We start from the raw sequence: 19734 nt of genomic DNA, 5'->3' as shown, positions 1-19734 counted from the left end.
ATGGATGTCATTGCAATGGATGACGTGAGTCTCAGTCAAGGCGGCTTTCGGCTGTCTTCCATTTCAGCAGCTGTTCCTAAAGGGAGTGTAACCGGAATCATTGGCCCGAATGGGTCAGGTAAGTCGACTTTTATCAAAGCGGCCGCACGACTGACCTCAATCGAAAGCGGCATGATTTACATTCACGACATCCCGCAAAAAGAGATGACGGCACAGGAGATCGCCAAGGAGGTGGCGGTTCTCATGCAAACAAGAACCGCCATTCCATCGATGACAGTACGTGAGCTTGTCGCACTTGGACGCAGTCCGCACCGTTCCATCTGGAAAAAAAGCAGTACGTCAGATCATGAAGCGATTGAGTGGGCGCTTGATGTGACGAATAGCCGCACCAATGAAAACAGAATGCTTCATACATTGTCAGGCGGAGAAAGACAAAAGGCATATATTGCAATGGCACTGGCTCAGAAGACAGAAACCATCATTCTCGATGAGCCAACCACTTATTTAGACATTGCGCATCAGCTTGAATTACTGGAGCTACTCAAACAGCTGAATCAAACACATGGCATCACCATTTTAATGGTTCTCCATGACTTGCAGCAGGCCGCAAAATATTGTGACCGTCTCATTGCTATGAAGCGAGGTCAAGTGCATCAAATTGGCTCACCAAAAGAAGTGTTAACAGAAGACTTTTTCAAGGAGGTTTTTGGGATTCAGGCAGAGGTTCACTTAGACGGTGAGCATCCGCTCATTATCCCAATCGCCTCCATTCAACAACAAAAGGGAGATGAACCAAACATGATTATTGTAAACAACCAAGTAAGAGTAGAAAAAGGCAGTGCAGACCACCTTGTTAAACGGTTTAACAAGCAGGGACAAGTAGAATTTATGGAAGGCTTTTTAGGAATGGAAGTATGGGTCACTCAGCAGACAACTGATTACGATGAAGTGACCATTCACACCCGCTGGAATCGAAAAGAAGACTTTGTGAATTGGACAAAATCTCAGGCATTTGGTGATGCGCATGCTCATGGAAAGGCGAAACCTGAAGGCCTGTTAAAAAACAAAATTACGTACTATGAAGTGCAAGTCACAAGACCCGCTTTACAGAAAAAAGCCTAAATATTCAAAAGCGCTGCAGCGAAGAAGCAGCGCTATTTTTTTTGTGATTGTCTCTTTCCGTCACATATTTTTGACAAAGTATTCAAACAACTGACACAATCCTATCCAAATTTTAGGTAAAATTTACTTTATTTTTGAAGCACATGGGTGTAAAGTACAGGTATAAATAACTAACCGAATGAAAATCAAGAGTAAAATTTCACCGAGTGAACTATATCAAATGGACTTTCACTTGTGAATCATTGAACAAATAGTGAACTTTTTGTGAAATGATGAGCATAAATATCTCGAATCATTCGGCATGCGAAAGTAAGGGAGGATGTAAGGCTGTGAGTGAGCTGTTTTTAGCAAGATTTCAATTTGCCTCAACGACATTATTTCATTTTATTTTTGTTCCTATGTCTATAGGTTTGGTATTTATCGTTGCATTGATGCAAACCCTTTATGTGGTGAAGAAAAAAGACATCTATAAAAAGATGGCAAAATTTTGGGGTCACCTTTTCTTAATTAACTTTGCAGTAGGTGTGGTGACAGGGATTCTGCAAGAATTCCAGTTTGGGATGAACTGGTCAGATTATTCAAGGTTTGTCGGTGATGTCTTTGGTGCACCGCTTGCCATTGAAGCGCTATTGGCCTTTTTCCTTGAATCGACCTTTATTGGTCTTTGGATATTCGGCTGGGACCGTCTACCGAAAAAAATTCATTTGTTATGTATTTGGCTTGTTTCTCTTGGTACGATCTTTTCGGCGTTTTGGATTTTACTCGCCAACTCATTTATGCAGGAGCCAGTTGGATTTGTGATTAAAAATGGCCGTGCAGAAATGAATGACTTTGGGGCGCTCGTGACAAATCCGCAACTTTGGGTAGAGTTCCCACACGTTCTGTTTGGTGCATTGGCAACCGGTGCTTTCTTTATCGCGGGTGTTAGTGCCTATAAAATGATCAAAAAACAAGAAGTGACCTTTTTCAAAAAATCTTTCCAGATTGCCATGGTGCTTGCTTTCATTTCTGGCTTAGGTGTGGCGTTCTCTGGACATGATCAAGCGAAGCACTTAATGGAATCACAGCCGATGAAGATGGCAGCAAGTGAAGCCCTTTGGAAGGATAGTGGAGATCCAGCGGCTTGGACACTATTTGCCAACATTGACACAGATAAAAAAGAAAACTCTGCGGAGATCAATATTCCGTTTGCTTTAAGTTACTTGGCTTACTCGAAGTTTAGTGGAGATGTGCCAGGCATGCTGACCCTTCAAAAAGAATATGAAGCAAAGTTTGGTCCTGGAGATTACATTCCTCCAGTCAAAACAACCTTCTGGAGCTTTAGAATCATGGTGGGTGCCGGCATGTTGATGATTTTTGCTAGTATGATTGGTTTGTATTTGAGCTTTAGAAAAAAACTAGAATCAAACAAATGGTATTTACGCTTCATGGTATGGATGATTGCGTTCCCGTTTATTGCAAACTCAGCGGGCTGGATCATGACGGAAATTGGGCGTCAGCCGTGGACAGTCTTTGGTATGATGACAACCGCACAATCCATTTCACCAAACGTATCGTACGGCATGTTGCTATTCTCAGTCATTAGCTTTACGACCATTTATCTGATTCTTGCCATCGTGCTTGCCTACTTATTCATTCGAGAAATTAAAAAAGGTGCACATTCTGAAGAGAATACAGATCAAAAGGATGAAACGGACCTGTCTACAGATCCATTTGATGGAGGCGCATATCATGGCATATCTTAACGAGATTTGGTTTATTCTTGTCGCAGTATTGTTTGTTGGATTTTTCTTCTTAGAAGGATTTGATTTTGGTGTCGGGATGTCCATGCAGCTGCTTGGAAAAGATGCACATGAGCGCCGCATTTTAATCAATACGATTGGCCCTTTCTGGGATGCGAATGAGGTCTGGCTGATTACAGCTGGCGGGGCTATTTTCGCCGCTTTTCCTCACTGGTACGCTACGATGTTCAGCGGATACTATATTCCATTTACGATTCTCCTATTAGCGCTCATTGGGCGGGGGGTCGCCTTTGAATTTAGAGGGAAGGTCGAGAAGGCTTCATGGATCAAAACGTGGGACTGGATCATCTTCTTTGGCAGTCTGCTTCCGCCATTTTTACTCGGAGTGCTATTCACAAGTATGTTACGAGGAATGCCCATTGATCAAGATATGAATATGTACGCTGGATTTACAGACTTCGTCAATCTTTATTCAGTGATCGGCGGGGTAGCTGTGACGGTGCTTTGCCTCCTGCATGGATTGATTTTCGTCACACTCCGCACTGAGGGTGATTTAAGAAATCGTGCAAGAAAGCTCGGTCAGCGTGTTTTATTGATTGCACTACCAGTTCTTGTTCTATTTGTTGGTGTGTCTATTCTTGAAACAGACATTTATACCGTGCGTCCGATCATCACAATCCCTTTAACTGTACTCATTGTGGTTTGTTATGTAGCGGCTCTATTCTTTATGAGAAAAGAGCGTGATGGATGGACATTTTTATTCACAGGTGCAGGTATTATGGTGACGGTGACCATGCTTTTCACAGCATTATTCCCGCGTGTCATGATTAGTTCGATCAACCATGCATTCGACCTCACCATTCAAAACGCTGCATCAGGATCTTATTCACTGACGGTCATGACGATTGTTGCCATTTCTTTGCTACCTTTTGTGCTTGGGTATCAAATCTGGAGCTACTATGTCTTCCGTAAACGTGTAAGCGGTAAGGAGCCAATGACCTACTAATGGATAAACGTTTGCTTCAACTAAAAGGAATGAGGGGGCTTCTTGCCCTCTTAGGTATTGTGTCAATCATCCAAGGAGCAAGTATTATTTTTCAAGCACAGTGGCTGGCACATGCCATAACAACGCTGTTTGACGGGAAGAGCCTCATGCAGGCAACACCTTATGTCTTGCTGTTTCTTGCTGCCTTTCTGGTGCGGCACGGTCTCACCTTGATGCGGGAGAAGGTCATGTTCACCTATTCTTCCCGAATTGGAGCAGACGTGAGAAAGCAGCTGTTGGACCAGCTGTTCCGTTTAGGGCCAGCTTTCACGAAGAAAAAAGGAACAGGAAAGCTTGTGACATTGGCGATGGAGGGCATTGTCCAATATCGTCAGTATTTACAGCTGTTTTTGCCGAAAATGGTGAACATGGCAGTTATTCCGGTGATGGTGCTTGTCTATGTTTGGACATTAGATGAAACATCTGCTGTCATTCTCATTGTCACGCTGCCGATTTTAATTGTTTTTATGATTTTGCTAGGACTTGTCGCTCAGCGTAAAGCGGCCAAACAATGGAGATCGTATGAGAAATTATCCAATCATTTTACTGATTCTCTCCGTGGCCTTGAAACGCTTCGCTACTTAGGGATTAGCAAAAAGCATTCTCGCAATATTGGAGAGGTCTCAAAGCGTTATCGAAAGGCGACGATGAGCACACTGAAAGTCGCCTTTCTTTCTTCTTTTGCTCTCGATTTCTTTTCAATGCTGTCCATTGCGACTGTCGCTGTATTTCTCGGCTTGCGCTTAATTGAGGGAGATCTTTTGTTATTGCCCGCTTTGACCGCACTGATGCTTGCGCCAGAATATTTCTTGCCAGTCCGTGAAGTGGGAAATGATTATCATGCGACGTTAAACGGTAAAGAAGCGAATGAGGCGATTCAAGTGATTTTAGAGGAAAAGGGCTTCCGAGAGCAGGAGACACAATCCGTGCAGCTGAACGAGTGGAATGAGCAATCTGAGCTCATACTGCAAGATGTCAGTGTCTTGCATGATGAACATGCTCCTTATTCGATTCAGGATGTGGACCTCACTGTGAAAGGAAAGAAAAAGATTGGGATCATCGGTGCCAGTGGTTCGGGGAAATCGACGTTAACGGATGTCCTCGGCGGTTTTGTTGAACCGTCTGCAGGTGAAATGATCCTAAACGGAAAGCCGCTTGCTCATTTACAGCTGGCGGCATGGCAAAAAGAAGTTGTTTATATGCCGCAGCATCCTTATTTATTTCACATGACACTGAGAGAAAACATTCGTTTTTATGAACCGAATGCAACAGATGAAGACGTCGAAAGAGCGGTGCAAGAGGCAGGTTTGTCTCAGCTCGTAGCTGATCTCCCCAATGGACTGGATGAGGTCATTGGCGAACAGGGCAGAGGACTGAGCGGTGGACAAGCGCAGCGGATTGCACTCGCTCGCACAGTGCTCGGCCAGCGATCCATTATGCTGTTAGATGAACCAACGGCTCATCTGGATATTGAGACAGAGTATGAATTGAAGAAAACAATGCTTCCATTGTTTGAAGATAAACTTGTGTTTTTAGCTACACACAGACTTCATTGGATGACGGATATGGATGAAATCATTGTGATGGATCATGGGACGATTGCAGAGATGGGGACTCATGAATCATTAATGGAAAGAAAAGGTGTGTACTATCAATTGGTACAGGAACAAATGGGGGCGGTCACACATGGTCAGTAAAGGCTGGTTTATACCTTATATCAAGGAGAATCAAAAGCTGTTTGCCTTGGTGCTTTTTTTAGGGGCGATTGCGGTGTTTTCTGCTTCTATGCTCATGTATACGTCAGGGTTCCTCATTTCAAAAGCTGCCACAAGACCTGAGAATATCTTGATGGTCTATGTCCCAATCGTGGCAGTACGTACCTTTGGTATTTCACGCTCAGCGGCTCGTTATGCAGAAAGACTGGCGAGTCATCAGCTCATTTTGACGATGATTGAAAAAATGCGGGTACGTCTTTATGATATGGCTGAACGAAGTGCCAAACAGACTAAGCTTGGAACAGGTGAAATGCTTGGGCTGTTGTCAGAAGATGTGGAGAGATTACAGGATGCGTATTTAAAAACAATCTTTCCATCCATCGGTGCGCTGCTTTTATATGCCGCTTCGATTGGAGCACTTGGGCTTTTCTCATGGCCTTTTGCCGGGTTGATGCTGCTTTATATGGCGCTGCTCGTATTTGTATTCCCATACATCACAGTACTTGTGAACCGGGCGCGACAAATTCAAATGAAGAAAGGCAGAAATGAACTGTACAGCCATTTAACGGATGCTGTCATGGGCGTGAGTGACTGGTTGTTTAGCGGCAGACAGAACGATTTTGTTGAGGGCTATGAACGAAAAGAAGCAAAGCTATTAGCACTCGAAGCGGCAAAGCACCGGTTTATCCGTCTGCGCCAATTTTTAGCCCAGCTAGTGATTGGAGGAGCAGTCGTCCTTGTCGTGTATTGGAGCGGCTCAGTCGTTCAGGCTGGTTCTATGCCGCACACGCTCATCGCAGCCTTTGTGCTTGTGCTGTTTCCATTAACAGAAGCCTTTCTTCCGCTGTCAGATGCAGCAGGCGATATTCCTGTTTATCAGCATGCCGTCAGCAGATTAAATCATTATGAAGAGCAGTCGTATGAAGGATTAGTGGAGAGGGAGGCAGCAGACGATACACCCGTCTCTGATGGCGTTGAAGCGGTCTGTTTTGATCAAGTCACCTTCGGATATGAAGTAGATCAACATGTACTAAAGCATTTTTCGTTTTCCATGAAGCAAGGTGAATCGCTCGCTCTTTTAGGAAAAAGCGGTGCAGGCAAATCGACCATTTTAAAATTGTTAGAAGGGGCAGTCGTGCCAAATCAAGGGGTTGTCAGCATTTCAGGGAAACCGGTACAAAGCATTCAAGAGGAGATATCCTCTTATGTGTCTGTGCTCAATCAACAGCCCTATTTATTCGATACGTCTGTTTTAAACAACATTCGCTTAGGTTCTCCAGAAGCGACAGAAGAGCAAGTAAAAGAAGCCGCGCGGCAAGTGCAGCTGCACGATTACATTGAGTCTTTGCCAGAAGGTTATCACACAGGTGTACAAGAGACAGGGGTTCGTTTCTCTGGTGGAGAAAGACAGCGTATGGCTCTAGCACGGATTTTGCTGCAAAACACACCGATTGTTGTATTAGATGAACCAACCGTCGGGCTTGATCCACGCACAGAGCGTGAATTGCTTGAAACAATCTTCCGTGTGTTAAAAGGGAAAACAGTCATTTGGATTACCCATCATCTCACTGGCTGTGAGGCATGTGACCGTATGATGTTTATTGAAGGTGGACGTATTGAGATGGAAGGGCAGCATCATGATTTGCTGAAAGAAAATGTGCGTTATCAAAAGCTGTATGAAATGGATCGTCCATTTTCGAACGTGTAAAAAATGTATGACAAGAACGTTCGGACAGAAGATTTCTGCCCGAACGTTTTTTTGAGTTTAAGGATTTACTTTTCCTACACCCGCATTTGATACAACTTCTGATTTCACATTGTTCACGTTAAGCAAAGAGTAGTTATAAGGAGGGTTGTACGTACCTGTTGAAGACGTTGGCAGACTGCCTGTGCTATTAATATATGAGTTGTTGATGACATGCCATGTACCGACTTGACGGCTGTCCCAGCTGCCAATGGCATTGTTTGTATTTTCAAATACGTTGTGCTCAATTCTCATTTTTGCGCCCATACGAGAGTTAATCGCAGTTGTATGGATGCCTTTGTAGTAGTTGTTATACACATGACCTTCTCCGTAGCGCATAGACGGTACACGAGAGTTCAAGTTTTCAAAGCGGTTGTTGTGGAATGTGATTTTTCTGTTGTAGTTATCGTTATCGGAGCTGCCCATCAGCATTGTTTTCCAGCTGTCATGGACATAGTTCCATGAGAACGTAATGTAATCGGAGTCATTTTTCACATCGAATAACCCATCATAGTCATCTTTCCCAGAGTTCAAAGTGTTGTAGAGTTCATTATGGTCGACCCATACGTTTTTAGAGCCACCTTCGATTCCGATGGCATCTTTATCACCGATTTTGCTGTGATGGATTTTGAGGTTGCGGATGATGACGTTATTAGCACGCCATACTTTAATACCAATCCCATTAAATTCGCCGTTTGTCCCTTTACCGACGATGGAGACATTGTTTGTATCTTTCACATCAATTTTATTGGCTGATGTATTAGAAGGAGTAATCGTTCCGTCTACCACGATTTTCAATTTTTCATTTGTTCCTTTGCTTTTGAGGGCAGCTAATAGTTCATTTCCGGTTTTCACCGTCACCGTTTTACCGCCTTCACCGCCTGTTGTACCGCCATTTAATGTGGAGAATCCTTGCTGATTAAAATTGGCCATAATCGAAGGGCTTTCTGGATATTTCGTTGCTGCTTTTGCCTCCCCATTTGGCGCAAATAATGAAGTCACGAGACCAACCGCTAACACACCAGCTAACATTGGAACTTTTTTCTTCAACATGAACATCTCCATTCTCTATTTTGTTTTAATGTAAACGTTTCCAAAATAAGCTGCGATTCAACCGCTCCTCCTTCCTTCGCCAGCATCGCCTCTTTCGGAATGTAGGAAGAGCATAGCACGCAAAAAGGTATCATCGGCTAAGAATTGGAACGAAGTATTCCACGATTTTCAAGGAAACTAAGGCAATGATTATTTCAATTTATCTACATGAGACAAGGATCATTGACGATAGGTATTGGGGTAACCTAGTGATTATGAAAAGGACGTTCTTCTTTTCAAGGAAAATCAAGATGATTACGAAAGCGTCATTTTGTTAGAGACAAAGACATGTCATAATCATTACATAAGAAAAAAATGGATATCAAATAGATCCATGCGCTAAACAGTAGGTAGAAAAGGCTCCAATTTAAAAAAAGAAGGTCTATTTTAAACGATGCGATCACCGGTGTCGTCTAATCAATAAGAGATAGAAAGGAAGGAGGGACGTGTTTGGAGCAGACCGAGGAGACTTTATGGATCAAGCGGGCAAAACAGGGGGATGATGCCGCATTTACCGCCCTTTATCGGCATCATTATTCGTTTCTTTACCGTTATTTGATGAAATTGACCCTTCAACAAGAGCTGACAGAGGAGATCATGCAAGAAACGATGCTCAAAGCGTACATGAAACTTTCTTCTTTTAGAGGAGATTCATTATTTTCAACATGGCTCATGTCCATTGCATCTAGACAATTTTTAGATCATCAAAAGAAAAGAAAACGTGAACAAACGAGAGAAGGAAAGGCGAATCAAGAAGCCATCCGCCGGTTCAAATGGGATGTTCAGCAAAAAGGCCATACTTGGCATGACATGTGGGATGCTCTAAATGAGTTAAAGGCTCAGGAGAGAGCACCGATCCTTCTCCATTACTATTATGGCTTTACTTACCCTGAAATCGCTTCGATGCTCGGGGTGAGAGAAGGTACGGTGAAATCGAGGGTTCATCATGGGATCAAGAAAATTCGAAAGGAGTGGGACTGATGAAAGAAGATCGTTTCGCCGATCGTTTAAAAGAGGAGTTGCAGGAGCTCGATGAACAAATCGAAGTAGAAAAGCCGAGTGAACAAGCTTTGATGTTGATGCTAAAGCAGGCAAAGGAAAAAGAGAAAAAACGTTTTAAACAAGAAGTGCTGGCGTACATCATCGTCAGTCTGACCATCATGACACTTTTTGCAGCTGCCATTACTCATTTGCCCATCATCTTCATTCTTCTCCAAGTGGTGAGCGTGCCACTCTGTGTGGTTGTCGGCATCAAGGAATACCAACATATTAAAGGAGGGTCCTCCTTATGAGTCAGACGGAAATGATCATCTTATTGTGCGCATTACCGTTACTGTTTGCACAGGGATTTCTCTTATTTATGGATGCTAAGAAAAGAGGGCGTTATAAATGGTTCTGGGGCATCATTGGGTTAATCAACTTCCCATCTTCTTCTATTTTATATTGGCTGTGTGTTGTCTTACCTGATCGTAAAAGAGGAGAAAAGCTCAGGAAAGATTGAAAGACGTTGTAAAACTTTTGACCTTTTTTTTGAATGATCATCATCTAGAAAAAATGAAAGTTTCATGAATGTGTCAAAGAAAGCGGGATGTTGAACGTCCAGTTCGTCATTTCTAGCACGATAGTCATTCTTTGAGCGGGTCATTTTCATGACGGAAGGTGATTCTGTTTGATCTATCTCATTTCGGCATCGTTTTCATCTGTTATCAATATTGATCAGTTTTTACAAATGGTGTTAAATTAATCTCAATATGCGTTAGAAAATCTAACAACCAAAGAGTGAGATATTGACAAGGAGGCAGATGAGACATGTTGACCTTAGATCGAGCAGCACAAACAGCACAAAGCTACATCCACCGTGTGCTAGAGGATGTAGAAAAACGGAATCCAGGCGAGGCGGAATTCCAGCAAGCCGTGAAAGAAATTCTGGAATCCCTCGTCCCAGTTTTTGCAAAACACCCAGAGTACGAAAAACAGGGGGTCTTAGAACGCTTAATTGAGCCTGAGCGGCTTGTGACGTTTCGTGTACCATGGGTAGACGATGAAGGCAAAGTACAGGTGAATAGAGGATTCAGGGTTCAATTTAATAGTGCCATCGGTCCTTATAAGGGGGGCATTCGTTTCCACCCATCGGTCAATGCAAGCATCATCAAGTTTTTAGGATTTGAACAAATCTTTAAAAATGCACTGACAGGTTTGCCGATCGGCGGAGGAAAAGGTGGATCAGATTTTGATCCTAAAGGGAAATCTGATGGAGAAATCATGCGTTTTGTTCAAAGCTTTATGAGTGAACTCAGTCGTTATATTGGACCTGATCAAGATGTACCGGCAGGAGATATTGGGGTAGGCGCACGCGAAATCGGCTATATGTTCGGCCAGTACAAAAAAATGCGTGGTGCGTATGAAGCAGGTGTCCTGACAGGAAAGAGCCCTGGCTTCGGAGGCAGTTTAGCAAGAAAAGAAGCGACCGGCTATGGACTGGTGTACTTTATGGAAGAAATGTTAAAAGCCCACGGAATGCAATTTGAAGGACGATCTGTTGTTGTGTCTGGGTCAGGAAATGTATCGATTTATGCGATAGAAAAAGTATTGGAATTAGGCGGAAAGGTTGTGGCTTGTAGTGATTCAAGCGGAGCCATTTACGACCCTCAAGGCATTTCACTTGAGACAGTGAAGCAGCTGAAGGAATTCGATAACCAGCGAATTAGTGCCTACATAGACATTCACCCGCATGCTGAATTGATTGAAGATTGCGAACAAATTTGGTCTCTCCCTTGTGACATTGCGCTGCCATGTGCGACCCAAAATGAAATTTCAGAGTCGCAAGCACAGCAACTAGTGGCAAACGGTGTCATCGCTGTAGGAGAAGGGGCCAATATGCCGTCCACACTTGAGGCCGTCAAAGTATTTGAACAACATGATATTTTGTTTGCACCAGCAAAAGCAGCAAATGCAGGGGGAGTGGGTGTTTCGGCGTTAGAAATGGCGCAAAACAGTGCGAGAATGTCTTGGACTTTTGAAGAAGTAGATGGTCAGTTGAAACAAATGATGCAGTCGATTTATCGTCAGTGTACTGAGACAGCTGAAGAATACGGATACGCTGGAAACTTAATGGTAGGCGCAAATATTGCAGGATTTCGCAAAGTGGCAGATGCCATGATCGCACAAGGCGTCATTTAACTCCTGCTCTCCCGCACCTGTTTATTTCATGACAAGATCGGGAATCGTCTTGTAAGAATGACAATAAGGAGGCGCGGGAGAAAATGAAAAAGTGGCTGAAACAAATTGTCAAATGGGCACCAGTGATTTATCCAGTGGTGAGGAAAATATACAAAGAACGAAAAGCATCCAAAAGTCGTAACGTATCAGCCGGGTAATCCGGCTTTTTTTTATGAAATGCATGAAACAAAAAAATATGCTGTGTGAATGATCCATATCACTTCTCTCTCCGTTAAGTACATAACAAACGGAAAGAGGAGGCAAAACAGATGAAAATGAAAAAAGCATTTTTAACGATCCCGCTTAGTGCAGCATTATTATTACCAACTGCTCAAATGGCAAGTGCACACGAAGGACATATGCATGGGGATGCAAAAAAGTCGTCACCATCACAAGAGGTGTCAAATAAAGCAACGGATCTTCGCGCAGCGCTTGATCAGCTCTTCTCAGAGCATGCTTATTTAGCAGTGATCACGATGCAAAAGGGAATTGACGGCAGTAAAGATTTTGATCAAGCAGCAACAGCGTTAAATGAAAACACGAATGATCTATCGGATGCGATCGCCTCTGTGTATGGAAAAAAAGCAGGGAAACAATTCAAAGAGATTTGGTCAAGCCATATCGGCTACTTCGTTGATTATGTACAAGCGACAGCGAAAAAAGATGAAGCAGGTAAAAAGAAAGCGGTCAAAGAGCTTGATCAATACCGCATGAAACAAGCTGATATGCTTGATAAAGCAACAGGTGGAAGATTGAAAGCAAGTGAACTTGAAGAAGGGTTAAAGATGCACGTCAATGAACTGCTAAAAGCTTTTGACAGTTACACAGAAAAGGATTTTGATACAACCTATGAAACGGTCAGAAAATCCATTCATCATATGTTTGAAGTAGGTAAAGGTGTATCATGGGCGATTACAGATCAATTTCCTGGGAAATTTGATCAAAAATCAGTCGATACTCCAGCGGCAGATCTTCGTGAGGATTTAAACTACTTGTTCTCAGAGCATTTGGCACTCGCGGTAGTGGCTATGCAAAAAGGGAATGATGGCAGCAAGGACTTTGACCAAGCGGCAGCAGCCTTAAATGAAAATACAAATGATTTATCAGATGCTATCGCTTCTGTCTACGGAAAAGATGCAGGAAAACAATTTAAAACGATCTGGTCAAGTCATATCGGATATTTAGTTGATTATGTTAAAGCGGATGCATCAGGAGACGAGCAAGCAAAAGAAAAGGCTGTCAAAGATTTAGATGCTTACCGTATGAAACAAGCAAAATTTTTAGATCAAGCGACAGATGGACGATTGAAGGCGGCTGACTTAGAAGCTGGGTTGAAAACCCATATTGATGAGCTCATCAAAACGTACACGTCTTATCATCATGGTGAATATGATCAGCTGTACCCGACTGTCAGAGAAGCATACGGCCATATGTTCATGGTTGGTCAAGATGTCGCATCAGCTATTGTCGATCAGCATCCTGACATGTTCAAATCCAACATGCCAAATGAGATGCCGAAAACAGGTATGGGAGGCACAGCCGGTCCATTAGGTATGTCATATGAAGCATTTGCTGGGATGATGGCAAGTCTCATCTTAGCCGGAGGTGCAGTGGGGGCGTTCTTCCTCATTCGCCGTAAACCATCAAATTAAGCAGGCATCAAGACAAGAGGGAACGTGCACAATCGTGCCGTTCCTTTCTTCAAAAGGAGGTCGACTTGCGTGAAAAGATGGCTGTTTGGTATTCTGACGCTTTTCATCATCACGGGCTGCGCATCCCAATCAATAGATGAAAAGTCATCCTCTGAAACTGCATCATCTCCTGAGCCAATGACAGCAAAACAAGCCAAGAATCCATCTCATTCACACGACACGTTAAAAGATGAGCCATCGGGTATTGTGCCAGCTGACATCTCCATTCCAGCGATTGATGTCCAAGCAAAAGTGGAAAAAACGACTTTATCAAAGGATGGCAGTATGGGTGTTCCGCAAAATTCAGATCACACAGCTTGGTTTGAAGATGGTCCGAAGCCTGGTGATAAAGGGAATGCTGTTATAAATGGTCATGTTGATAATAAATGGGGTCCAGCTGTTTTTTATCGACTAAAGGAGCTAAAAAAGGGAGACAAAGTCATTGTGACATCCTCGTCAGGGGAAAAGCGAACCTTTGAGGTTCTCAAGGTGAAAAGCTATCCGCGCGAAGAGAAACCAAATGCTTTTTTCGGGTACGCCTTTACACGGAATCTCAATTTCATCACATGTACGGGAACTTTTGATCATGCAGCCGGTACACATGAAAAAAGATTGGTTGTTTTTACACAACTGATTTCCTCATAAAAAAGGCGGATACACGGAGGTGTAACGCCTTTTTTTCATGATTTCCACAACAGCATCTTAGAAGAAGATTCATAGGTCATTAGATATGGTTGGTTGTATAAATAGGGGCGTTTGTCATATAAATGAGTTGGCAATTTTTATTTCTTTTCAGTAGAATATGAGTAATGAAGAGAACTGTAAGCGTATACAACCTGTCCAAACAAGGCAGATTCTCCACCCTAAATGAAGGAGGCCGACCTAATGCTGAGTAAAAGACTGGCGCACATTTTAAGTCAGCTGATGGCAGCTGAGACTCCTCTCACGAGCGCTGCGCTTTCTGTCAGTTTACAAGTGACAAGCCGCACCATCCGAACAGACATCAAGGAACTGAATGAGCGTCTAGCCCCTTATCAAGCAGCTGTATCAGCTGTTAGAGGCGCTGGCTATGAGCTGTTGATCAACGATGAGAATGCCTTTCGCCGTTTTATGAAGGAAGAAGTCGAACAGGAAGAACCGCTTGCTATTCTTCCAGAAGAACGAGTTCGATTTATTTTGAAAAAGCTGCTTCTAGCGGAATCATATGTGAAGCTGGAAGACTTACAGGAGCAGCTGTTTATTAGTAAATCGACGATGAGTAATGACATGAAATGGGTCAAACGTAAGCTCGAACCCTTTGATCTGAAGCTGGAAGCAAAGCCGAATAAAGGCTGCCGGATCAAAGGATCTGAGATGAAAATCCGTTATTGCATGTCAGAATATTTATTCAATGAACGGCGTTCCTATCAAACAATGCTGAACACGGCGGTTACGATTTTGCCAAAACATGAGCTGGAATTGATTCAGAGAACCATGATTGATTATATCAACGAGGAAAAAATGAATCTATCAGACATTTGCATGAATAATTTAATTGTTCATATTGCTATTGCCTGTAAACGGATTAGACACGGAAACTATGTATCTGTGCTGCCTGAAGAAATCAACGAAATCCCAAGGGCAAAAGAATACAAGGTAGCCAAAAAAATGGTTGAGCGTCTTGAAGGGCTGCTGGATGTCTCATTTCCACAAGAGGAAATCGTTTATATCGCCATTCATTTGCTAGGAACAGCCAAAATGGTACAGTCTTTTTCAACGGGCGGTCAAAAACAAATTGTGGATGATGACACGAGCCGTCTTGTTCAGCTGATGCTGAAAGCCATTGATCAAAAATTGCAGCTGGATTTAGCGGGAGATGCGGAATTGCTGATTGGCCTCAGTTTGCACTTAAAGCCAGCGATCAATCGGTGTAAGTATGGAATGAATTTAAGAAATCCAATGCTTGATGAGATCAAAGCGGGCTATCCAATTGCCTTTGAAGCAGGGATTGTGGCGAGCAGGGTCATTGAAGAAGAGACAGGTTTGTCCATTCATGAAAATGAGATCGGCTATATGGCACTTCATTTTGGTGCGGCCTTAGAGCGCAGGAAAATGGAGATACCACCGAAGCGATGCCTGATTGTCTGTGCGTCTGGTGCAGGGAGTGCAAGGCTACTTCAAGATCGTTTGCGGTCACAATTTGGGTCGAAGCTGACCATTTTAGGAACAGCAGAGCTTTATTCCCTTCCGCATGTCTCTTTACATGCATTGGATTTAATTATTTCGACCATTCCCATTCATATGGATTTACCGATTCCGGTCATTCAAGTGAACACGATTTTAGGAGGCAGTGATTTTTTAAAAATAGAAGATGCTTTGACAAGTGAAACAAGAGTGACATTAGCCACGCAATATATGAAAAAGGAATTAGTCTTTACAAAACGCGCCTTTCAAACAAAGGAAGAGGTCATACACTTTCTCACGCAAAAGGTCATTGACATGGGCTTAGCGCCAGCAGAACTTACACAATCTGTGATGGAAAGAGAAGCGTCTGCACCGACTTCATTTGGGCATTATACAGCGATTCCGCATCCGATGACCCCGCTAACAGAAGAGACGTTTTGGGCGATCTGTACATTAGAAAAACCGATTATTTGGGGAGAGAAAAAAGTTCAATTTGTGTGCTTGCTTTGTGTCGAAAAAGAGAATGCCAAAGACTTAAAAGGCATGTACCGTCTGCTTGGAGAGCTTGTCCATCATGTGAAATTTATTCAGCACCTCATCACCTGTGACACCTTTGAAGACATGCTGGATGTCATGGATAAAAAAGCGCCTTCGTACAAGAACTAATGGTGTGATATTAACTTTTTCCGCTTCCTAAAGGAAAAAGTATGGGTGTTTATGAAAGCGGTTTCATAATATGATGAATGTGTAAAGAAAAGCTTCATACTTCAAAAAGGGGGCGTTTACAATGAACATTTTATTAGTTTGTGCAGCAGGTATGTCAACAAGCTTACTTGTCACAAAAATGGAGAAAAGTGCACAAGAACAAGGAAAAGACTATCGTATTTGGGCAGTATCTGGAGATGCTGCAAAAAATCATATTGATCAAGCCGATGTGCTTTTATTAGGACCTCAAGTTCGATATTTATTACCGCAAATGAAAAAACTCGGAGAAGACAAAGGAATTCCAGTAGACGTGATTAATACCGTGCATTATGGCGTATGTAATGGTGCTGAGGTTTTAAAATCTGCTGAACAGTTAGTGAACGGATAAAGGGGGCGGAAGGGATGAATGGATTCAACCGATTTCTAGAAGAGAAGGTTATGCCGTTTGCAGGGAAGATTGCCGCTCAAAGACATTTACAAGCATTGCGTGACGGAATTGTTTTAACCATGCCTCTCATTATCGTCGGTTCACTGTTTCTTATTTTAGCCAACCTTCCGATTCCAGGATATAGCGATTTTATGGCAAGTGTCTTCGGAGCCGAATGGGCCACGAAACTATCCTATCCTGTGAATGCCACCTTTGACATTATGGCACTTGTTGCGACCTTTGGGATCGCGTACAGGTTAGCTGAAAAGTATGCAGTCGATGCACTGTCATCTGGTGCAATTGCTGTCGCAGCTTTCCTCCTAGCCACACCTTATCAAGTACCGTTCACACCTGAAGGATCAACAGAAGCTATCCTAGTGAATGGCGGTATTCCCGTCACACTGATGGGCAGTAAAGGGCTATTCGTTGCCATGATTATTGCCATGCTTTCCACCGAAATTTACCGCTTTATTGTACAGCGGAATATCGTTATCAAAATGCCTGATGGTGTACCGCCAGCAGTTAGTAAATCGTTTATCGCACTTATTCCAGGTTTTGTGGTCATCACGCTGATCTGGGTCGCTAGGCTTCTGATTGAGATGACACCTTTTGAGAGTATTCATAATATCATCACGGTCTTAATCGGCACACCACTATCCATTCTTGGTGGAAGCTTAGGCGGAAGTATCGTTGCCATCGGTGTGCAAATGCTCCTCTGGGCATGTGGTATTCACGGAGCCACCATTGTCGGTGGAGTCATGGGTCCGATTTGGCTCGGTGCGATGGATGAAAACCGTCTTGCCTTCCAAGCAGGAGAAGTGCTGCCGAATATTTTCACAGCGCAGTTCTTTGAAATCTTTATCAATGTCGGCGGAAGCGGCGCGACGCTTGCTTTGGTACTGACCATGATCTTGCGTGCGAGAAGTAAACAAATGAAACAGCTTGGCCGTCTTGCGATTGGGCCAGCCATCTTTAACATCAACGAACCGATCATTTTTGGAATGCCGATTGTGATGAACCCAATGCTTCTCATTCCGTTTATCCTTACCCCAATTATGATGATCATCACCACATATATCGGAATGAGCACAGGACTTGTAGCAAAACCGGCAGGGATCGCTGTCCCGTGGACAATGCCGCCAATCATTTCAGGCTATCTCGCAACAGGTGGGAAAATCTCTGGCGCGGTCATGCAGCTGTTTAACCTTGCCTTGTCATTTGCGCTATACTATCCATTCTTTAGAATGTGGGATAAGCAGAAATTGAAAGAAGAAAATGAGCTTGAAGCAAAAGCATCAACAGATGAAAATGTCGTCAGCATGTAATAGAGGGAACAAGGGGGATGCGGCCGATGGAAATGGAACAAATTGTGTTTCAACTCATCTTGCACGGTGGTAATGGCAGAAGCTCGGCCATGGAGGCCATTACATGTGCAAAGCAAGGCAATTTTGATGAGGCGAAGCAAAAATTGCAGGAAGCACAAGACGCGTTAAATGAGGCGCATCACGCACAGACAGAGCTGATCCAAGGAGAAATCAGAGGAGAGAAAACCGACGTCAGTCTCTTGATGATTCATGCACAGGATCATCTGATGAACGCAATGACCGTCAAGGAGCTTGCAGCTGAAATCATTGAGCTCCATGAAAAAATGAAGCAATTCGGAGGTGTCAATTCATGAAAGACGGAATTAAAATTGTCACAATAGGCGGTGGATCAAGCTATACGCCTGAGCTCGTCGAAGGGTTTATTAAACGATATCAAGAATTGCCTGTAAAGGAATTATGGCTTGTGGATATTGAAGCAGGTCAGGAAAAGTTGAACATCGTGGGTGCCCTTGCAAAACGTATGGTTGAAAAAGCAGGTTTGCCGATTGAAGTGCACCTCACCCTTGACCGCCGGGCAGCTCTGAAAGATGCGGACTTTGTCACGACACAATTTCGTGTAGGACTGCTCGAAGCCAGAGCCAAGGATGAGAGAATCCCGCTTAAATATGGCGTCATTGGACAGGAAACGAATGGTCCAGGCGGGTTATTTAAAGGTCTACGCACCATTCCAGTCATTCTAGACATCGTGAAGGATATGGAAGAGCTTTGCCCAGATGCATGGCTGGTGAACTTTACAAATCCAGCAGGCATGGTCACAGAGGCGGTGTTACGCTACACGAATCTGAAAAAAGTGGTCGGTCTATGCAATGTGCCGATTGGAATCAAAATGGGCATTGCAAAAGCGCTGGATGTCGATGTCGAACGCATTGAAGTACAATTTGCAGGCCTCAATCACATGGTCTATGGCTTAGATGTGTATTTAGACGGGGTCAGCATTATGGATCAAGTGCTCGATGAATTAGGAAATCCAAATAGCCAGTGGTCCATGAGGAATATTGAAGCGAAAAACTGGGAGCCTTCTTTCGTCAAAGGCTTAGGGGTCATTCCATGTCCGTATCATCGTTATTACTATAAAACGAAAGATATGCTGGAGGAAGAACAAAAAGCGGCTCAAGAAAAAGGAACAAGAGCAGAGGTTGTGCAGCAAGTCGAGCATGAACTATTTGAGTTATATAAAGACCCAGATTTATCGATTAAACCGCCGCAGCTCGAAAAAAGAGGCGGGGCTTATTACAGCGATGCAGCATGTAATTTGATCAGCTCCATCTATAATGATAAACATGACATTCAACCGGTAAATACAGTGAACAGAGGAGCGATTGCCAGCATTCCGGCCGAATCAGCGGTTGAAGTGAACTGTATCATTACAAAGGACGGACCGAAACCAATCGCGACAGGTGATCTGCCTGTGGCTGTGAGAGGACTCGTTCAACAAATCAAGTCCTTCGAGCGTGTGGCAGCTGAAGCAGCTGTGACAGGAGATTACGAGACGGCTCTTGTCGCCATGACCATCAATCCACTCGTTCCTTCTGACGAAATTGCAAAGCAAATCTTAGATGAAATGCTTGAAGCGCACCGTGAATATTTACCGCAGTTCTTCAAATCAGTGAATGCGTAAAATAAAATGGCCCCTTTATGGGGTCGTTTTTTATGATTTTTTCATATGGAAACCGGAGAAAGCAGT

Annotated in this window: 18 protein-coding genes; 17 read left to right on the top strand and 1 reads right to left on the bottom strand. The window is 43.4% G+C overall.

The annotated features are described in order from the left end of the window. The 5 genes from isdG to cydC all read left to right on the top strand — a co-directional run bounded on the left by isdG (position 1) and on the right by cydC (position 7332). Entirely contained in the window at positions 1 to 1122 is a 1122-nt protein-coding gene (gene isdG, locus NST24_RS18415) for a heme oxygenase (RefSeq protein WP_116306471.1), read from the top strand. 329 nt (positions 1123 to 1451) lie between these two features. After that, complete coding sequence (locus NST24_RS18410) at positions 1452 to 2867, top strand: cytochrome ubiquinol oxidase subunit I (RefSeq protein ID WP_058213460.1); 1416 nt, start codon at positions 1452 to 1454, stop codon at positions 2865 to 2867. Continuing rightward, positions 2854 to 3870: a cytochrome d ubiquinol oxidase subunit II gene (gene cydB / locus NST24_RS18405; protein ID WP_024719518.1), complete on the top strand. Its 1017-nt coding sequence runs from the start codon at positions 2854 to 2856 to the stop codon at positions 3868 to 3870. Before NST24_RS18410 ends, cydB begins: the two co-directional genes overlap by 14 nt. Further along, positions 3870 to 5606 carry a thiol reductant ABC exporter subunit CydD gene (cydD, locus tag NST24_RS18400; protein WP_301232123.1) on the top strand — a complete coding sequence of 579 codons (1737 nt, stop codon included), beginning with the start codon at positions 3870 to 3872 and terminating at the stop codon, positions 5604 to 5606. Before cydB ends, cydD begins: the two co-directional genes overlap by 1 nt. Next, positions 5596 to 7332 (top strand): thiol reductant ABC exporter subunit CydC, encoded by a 1737-nt coding sequence (gene cydC / locus NST24_RS18395; protein WP_342462089.1) that lies wholly within the window; start codon positions 5596 to 5598, stop codon positions 7330 to 7332. Before cydD ends, cydC begins: the two co-directional genes overlap by 11 nt. Positions 7333 to 7389: 57 nt before the next feature. Here cydC and NST24_RS18390 read toward each other — a convergent pair whose 3' ends face one another. Further along, the gene (locus NST24_RS18390; protein WP_008345573.1) at positions 7390 to 8421 is read right to left on the bottom strand and encodes a pectate lyase; all 1032 of its coding nucleotides are present in this window, start codon (positions 8419 to 8421) and stop codon (positions 7390 to 7392) included. Positions 8422 to 8910: 489 nt separating this feature from the next. Between NST24_RS18390 and sigY the strand changes: the two genes are divergently transcribed. The 12 genes from sigY to NST24_RS18330 all read left to right on the top strand — a co-directional run bounded on the left by sigY (position 8911) and on the right by NST24_RS18330 (position 19668). Further along, positions 8911 to 9441, top strand: a complete 531-nt coding sequence (sigY, locus tag NST24_RS18385) for an RNA polymerase sigma factor SigY (protein WP_007497895.1) — start codon at positions 8911 to 8913, stop codon at positions 9439 to 9441. After that, positions 9441 to 9752: a YxlC family protein gene (locus tag NST24_RS18380; protein ID WP_035389913.1), complete on the top strand. Its 312-nt coding sequence runs from the start codon at positions 9441 to 9443 to the stop codon at positions 9750 to 9752. Before sigY ends, NST24_RS18380 begins: the two co-directional genes overlap by 1 nt. Further along, positions 9749 to 9961: a hypothetical protein gene (locus NST24_RS18375; protein ID WP_008345569.1), complete on the top strand. Its 213-nt coding sequence runs from the start codon at positions 9749 to 9751 to the stop codon at positions 9959 to 9961. Before NST24_RS18380 ends, NST24_RS18375 begins: the two co-directional genes overlap by 4 nt. A 308-nt stretch (positions 9962 to 10269) precedes the next feature. After that, entirely contained in the window at positions 10270 to 11640 is a 1371-nt protein-coding gene (gene gdhA / locus NST24_RS18370) for an NADP-specific glutamate dehydrogenase (protein WP_342462088.1), read from the top strand. Between the two features lie 83 nt (positions 11641 to 11723). Further along, a complete protein-coding gene (locus NST24_RS18365) occupies positions 11724 to 11837 on the top strand; it encodes a hypothetical protein (RefSeq protein WP_008345567.1) in 114 nt (37 codons plus the stop codon). A gap of 111 nt (positions 11838 to 11948) precedes the next feature. Then, positions 11949 to 13331 carry a hypothetical protein gene (locus NST24_RS18360; RefSeq protein WP_061420658.1) on the top strand — a complete coding sequence of 461 codons (1383 nt, stop codon included), beginning with the start codon at positions 11949 to 11951 and terminating at the stop codon, positions 13329 to 13331. Between the two features lie 69 nt (positions 13332 to 13400). After that, the gene (locus NST24_RS18355; protein ID WP_096882032.1) at positions 13401 to 14015 is read left to right on the top strand and encodes a class F sortase; all 615 of its coding nucleotides are present in this window, start codon (positions 13401 to 13403) and stop codon (positions 14013 to 14015) included. A 240-nt stretch (positions 14016 to 14255) separates the two neighbouring features. Then, entirely contained in the window at positions 14256 to 16199 is a 1944-nt protein-coding gene (locus NST24_RS18350) for a BglG family transcription antiterminator (RefSeq protein ID WP_178929744.1), read from the top strand. Between the two features lie 121 nt (positions 16200 to 16320). After that, positions 16321 to 16626 (top strand): PTS sugar transporter subunit IIB, encoded by a 306-nt coding sequence (locus tag NST24_RS18345; protein ID WP_007497889.1) that lies wholly within the window; start codon positions 16321 to 16323, stop codon positions 16624 to 16626. A gap of 14 nt (positions 16627 to 16640) precedes the next feature. Beyond that, on the top strand, positions 16641 to 17990 hold the full coding sequence (gene celB, locus NST24_RS18340) for a PTS cellobiose transporter subunit IIC (RefSeq protein WP_178929745.1): 1350 nt from the start codon (positions 16641 to 16643) through the stop codon (positions 17988 to 17990). Positions 17991 to 18016: 26 nt separating this feature from the next. Beyond that, positions 18017 to 18343: a PTS lactose/cellobiose transporter subunit IIA gene (locus NST24_RS18335; RefSeq protein WP_008345561.1), complete on the top strand. Its 327-nt coding sequence runs from the start codon at positions 18017 to 18019 to the stop codon at positions 18341 to 18343. Continuing rightward, positions 18340 to 19668 carry a 6-phospho-beta-glucosidase gene (locus tag NST24_RS18330; RefSeq protein ID WP_007497885.1) on the top strand — a complete coding sequence of 443 codons (1329 nt, stop codon included), beginning with the start codon at positions 18340 to 18342 and terminating at the stop codon, positions 19666 to 19668. Before NST24_RS18335 ends, NST24_RS18330 begins: the two co-directional genes overlap by 4 nt. Positions 19669 to 19734 lie beyond the last annotated feature (66 nt).

This window comes from Bacillus sp. FSL R5-0286 (genome assembly GCF_038593245.1).
GTDB classification, from domain to species: Bacteria; Bacillota; Bacilli; order Bacillales; family Bacillaceae; genus Bacillus; species Bacillus altitudinis.
Note: the sequence above shows the minus strand (reverse complement) of the source record. Positions and strands in the feature narration are given on the sequence as shown.

What these genes read in the sequence shown, in the direction of transcription:
- isdG (WP_116306471.1), top strand. Translation starts at nt 1, where the DNA reads ATGGATGTCATTGCAATGGATGACGTGAGTCTCAGTCAAGGCGGCTTT.
- cydB (WP_024719518.1), top strand. Translation starts at nt 2,854, where the DNA reads ATGGCATATCTTAACGAGATTTGGTTTATTCTTGTCGCAGTATTGTTT.
- cydD (WP_301232123.1), top strand. Translation starts at nt 3,870, where the DNA reads ATGGATAAACGTTTGCTTCAACTAAAAGGAATGAGGGGGCTTCTTGCC.
- cydC (WP_342462089.1), top strand. Translation starts at nt 5,596, where the DNA reads ATGGTCAGTAAAGGCTGGTTTATACCTTATATCAAGGAGAATCAAAAG.
- NST24_RS18390 (WP_008345573.1), bottom strand. Translation starts at nt 8,421, where the DNA reads ATGTTGAAGAAAAAAGTTCCAATGTTAGCTGGTGTGTTAGCGGTTGGT.
- NST24_RS18380 (WP_035389913.1), top strand. Translation starts at nt 9,441, where the DNA reads ATGAAAGAAGATCGTTTCGCCGATCGTTTAAAAGAGGAGTTGCAGGAG.
- NST24_RS18375 (WP_008345569.1), top strand. Translation starts at nt 9,749, where the DNA reads ATGAGTCAGACGGAAATGATCATCTTATTGTGCGCATTACCGTTACTG.
- gdhA (WP_342462088.1), top strand. Translation starts at nt 10,270, where the DNA reads ATGTTGACCTTAGATCGAGCAGCACAAACAGCACAAAGCTACATCCAC.
- NST24_RS18365 (WP_008345567.1), top strand. Translation starts at nt 11,724, where the DNA reads ATGAAAAAGTGGCTGAAACAAATTGTCAAATGGGCACCAGTGATTTAT.
- NST24_RS18360 (WP_061420658.1), top strand. Translation starts at nt 11,949, where the DNA reads ATGAAAATGAAAAAAGCATTTTTAACGATCCCGCTTAGTGCAGCATTA.
- NST24_RS18350 (WP_178929744.1), top strand. Translation starts at nt 14,256, where the DNA reads ATGCTGAGTAAAAGACTGGCGCACATTTTAAGTCAGCTGATGGCAGCT.
- NST24_RS18345 (WP_007497889.1), top strand. Translation starts at nt 16,321, where the DNA reads ATGAACATTTTATTAGTTTGTGCAGCAGGTATGTCAACAAGCTTACTT.
- celB (WP_178929745.1), top strand. Translation starts at nt 16,641, where the DNA reads ATGAATGGATTCAACCGATTTCTAGAAGAGAAGGTTATGCCGTTTGCA.
- NST24_RS18335 (WP_008345561.1), top strand. Translation starts at nt 18,017, where the DNA reads ATGGAAATGGAACAAATTGTGTTTCAACTCATCTTGCACGGTGGTAAT.
- NST24_RS18330 (WP_007497885.1), top strand. Translation starts at nt 18,340, where the DNA reads ATGAAAGACGGAATTAAAATTGTCACAATAGGCGGTGGATCAAGCTAT.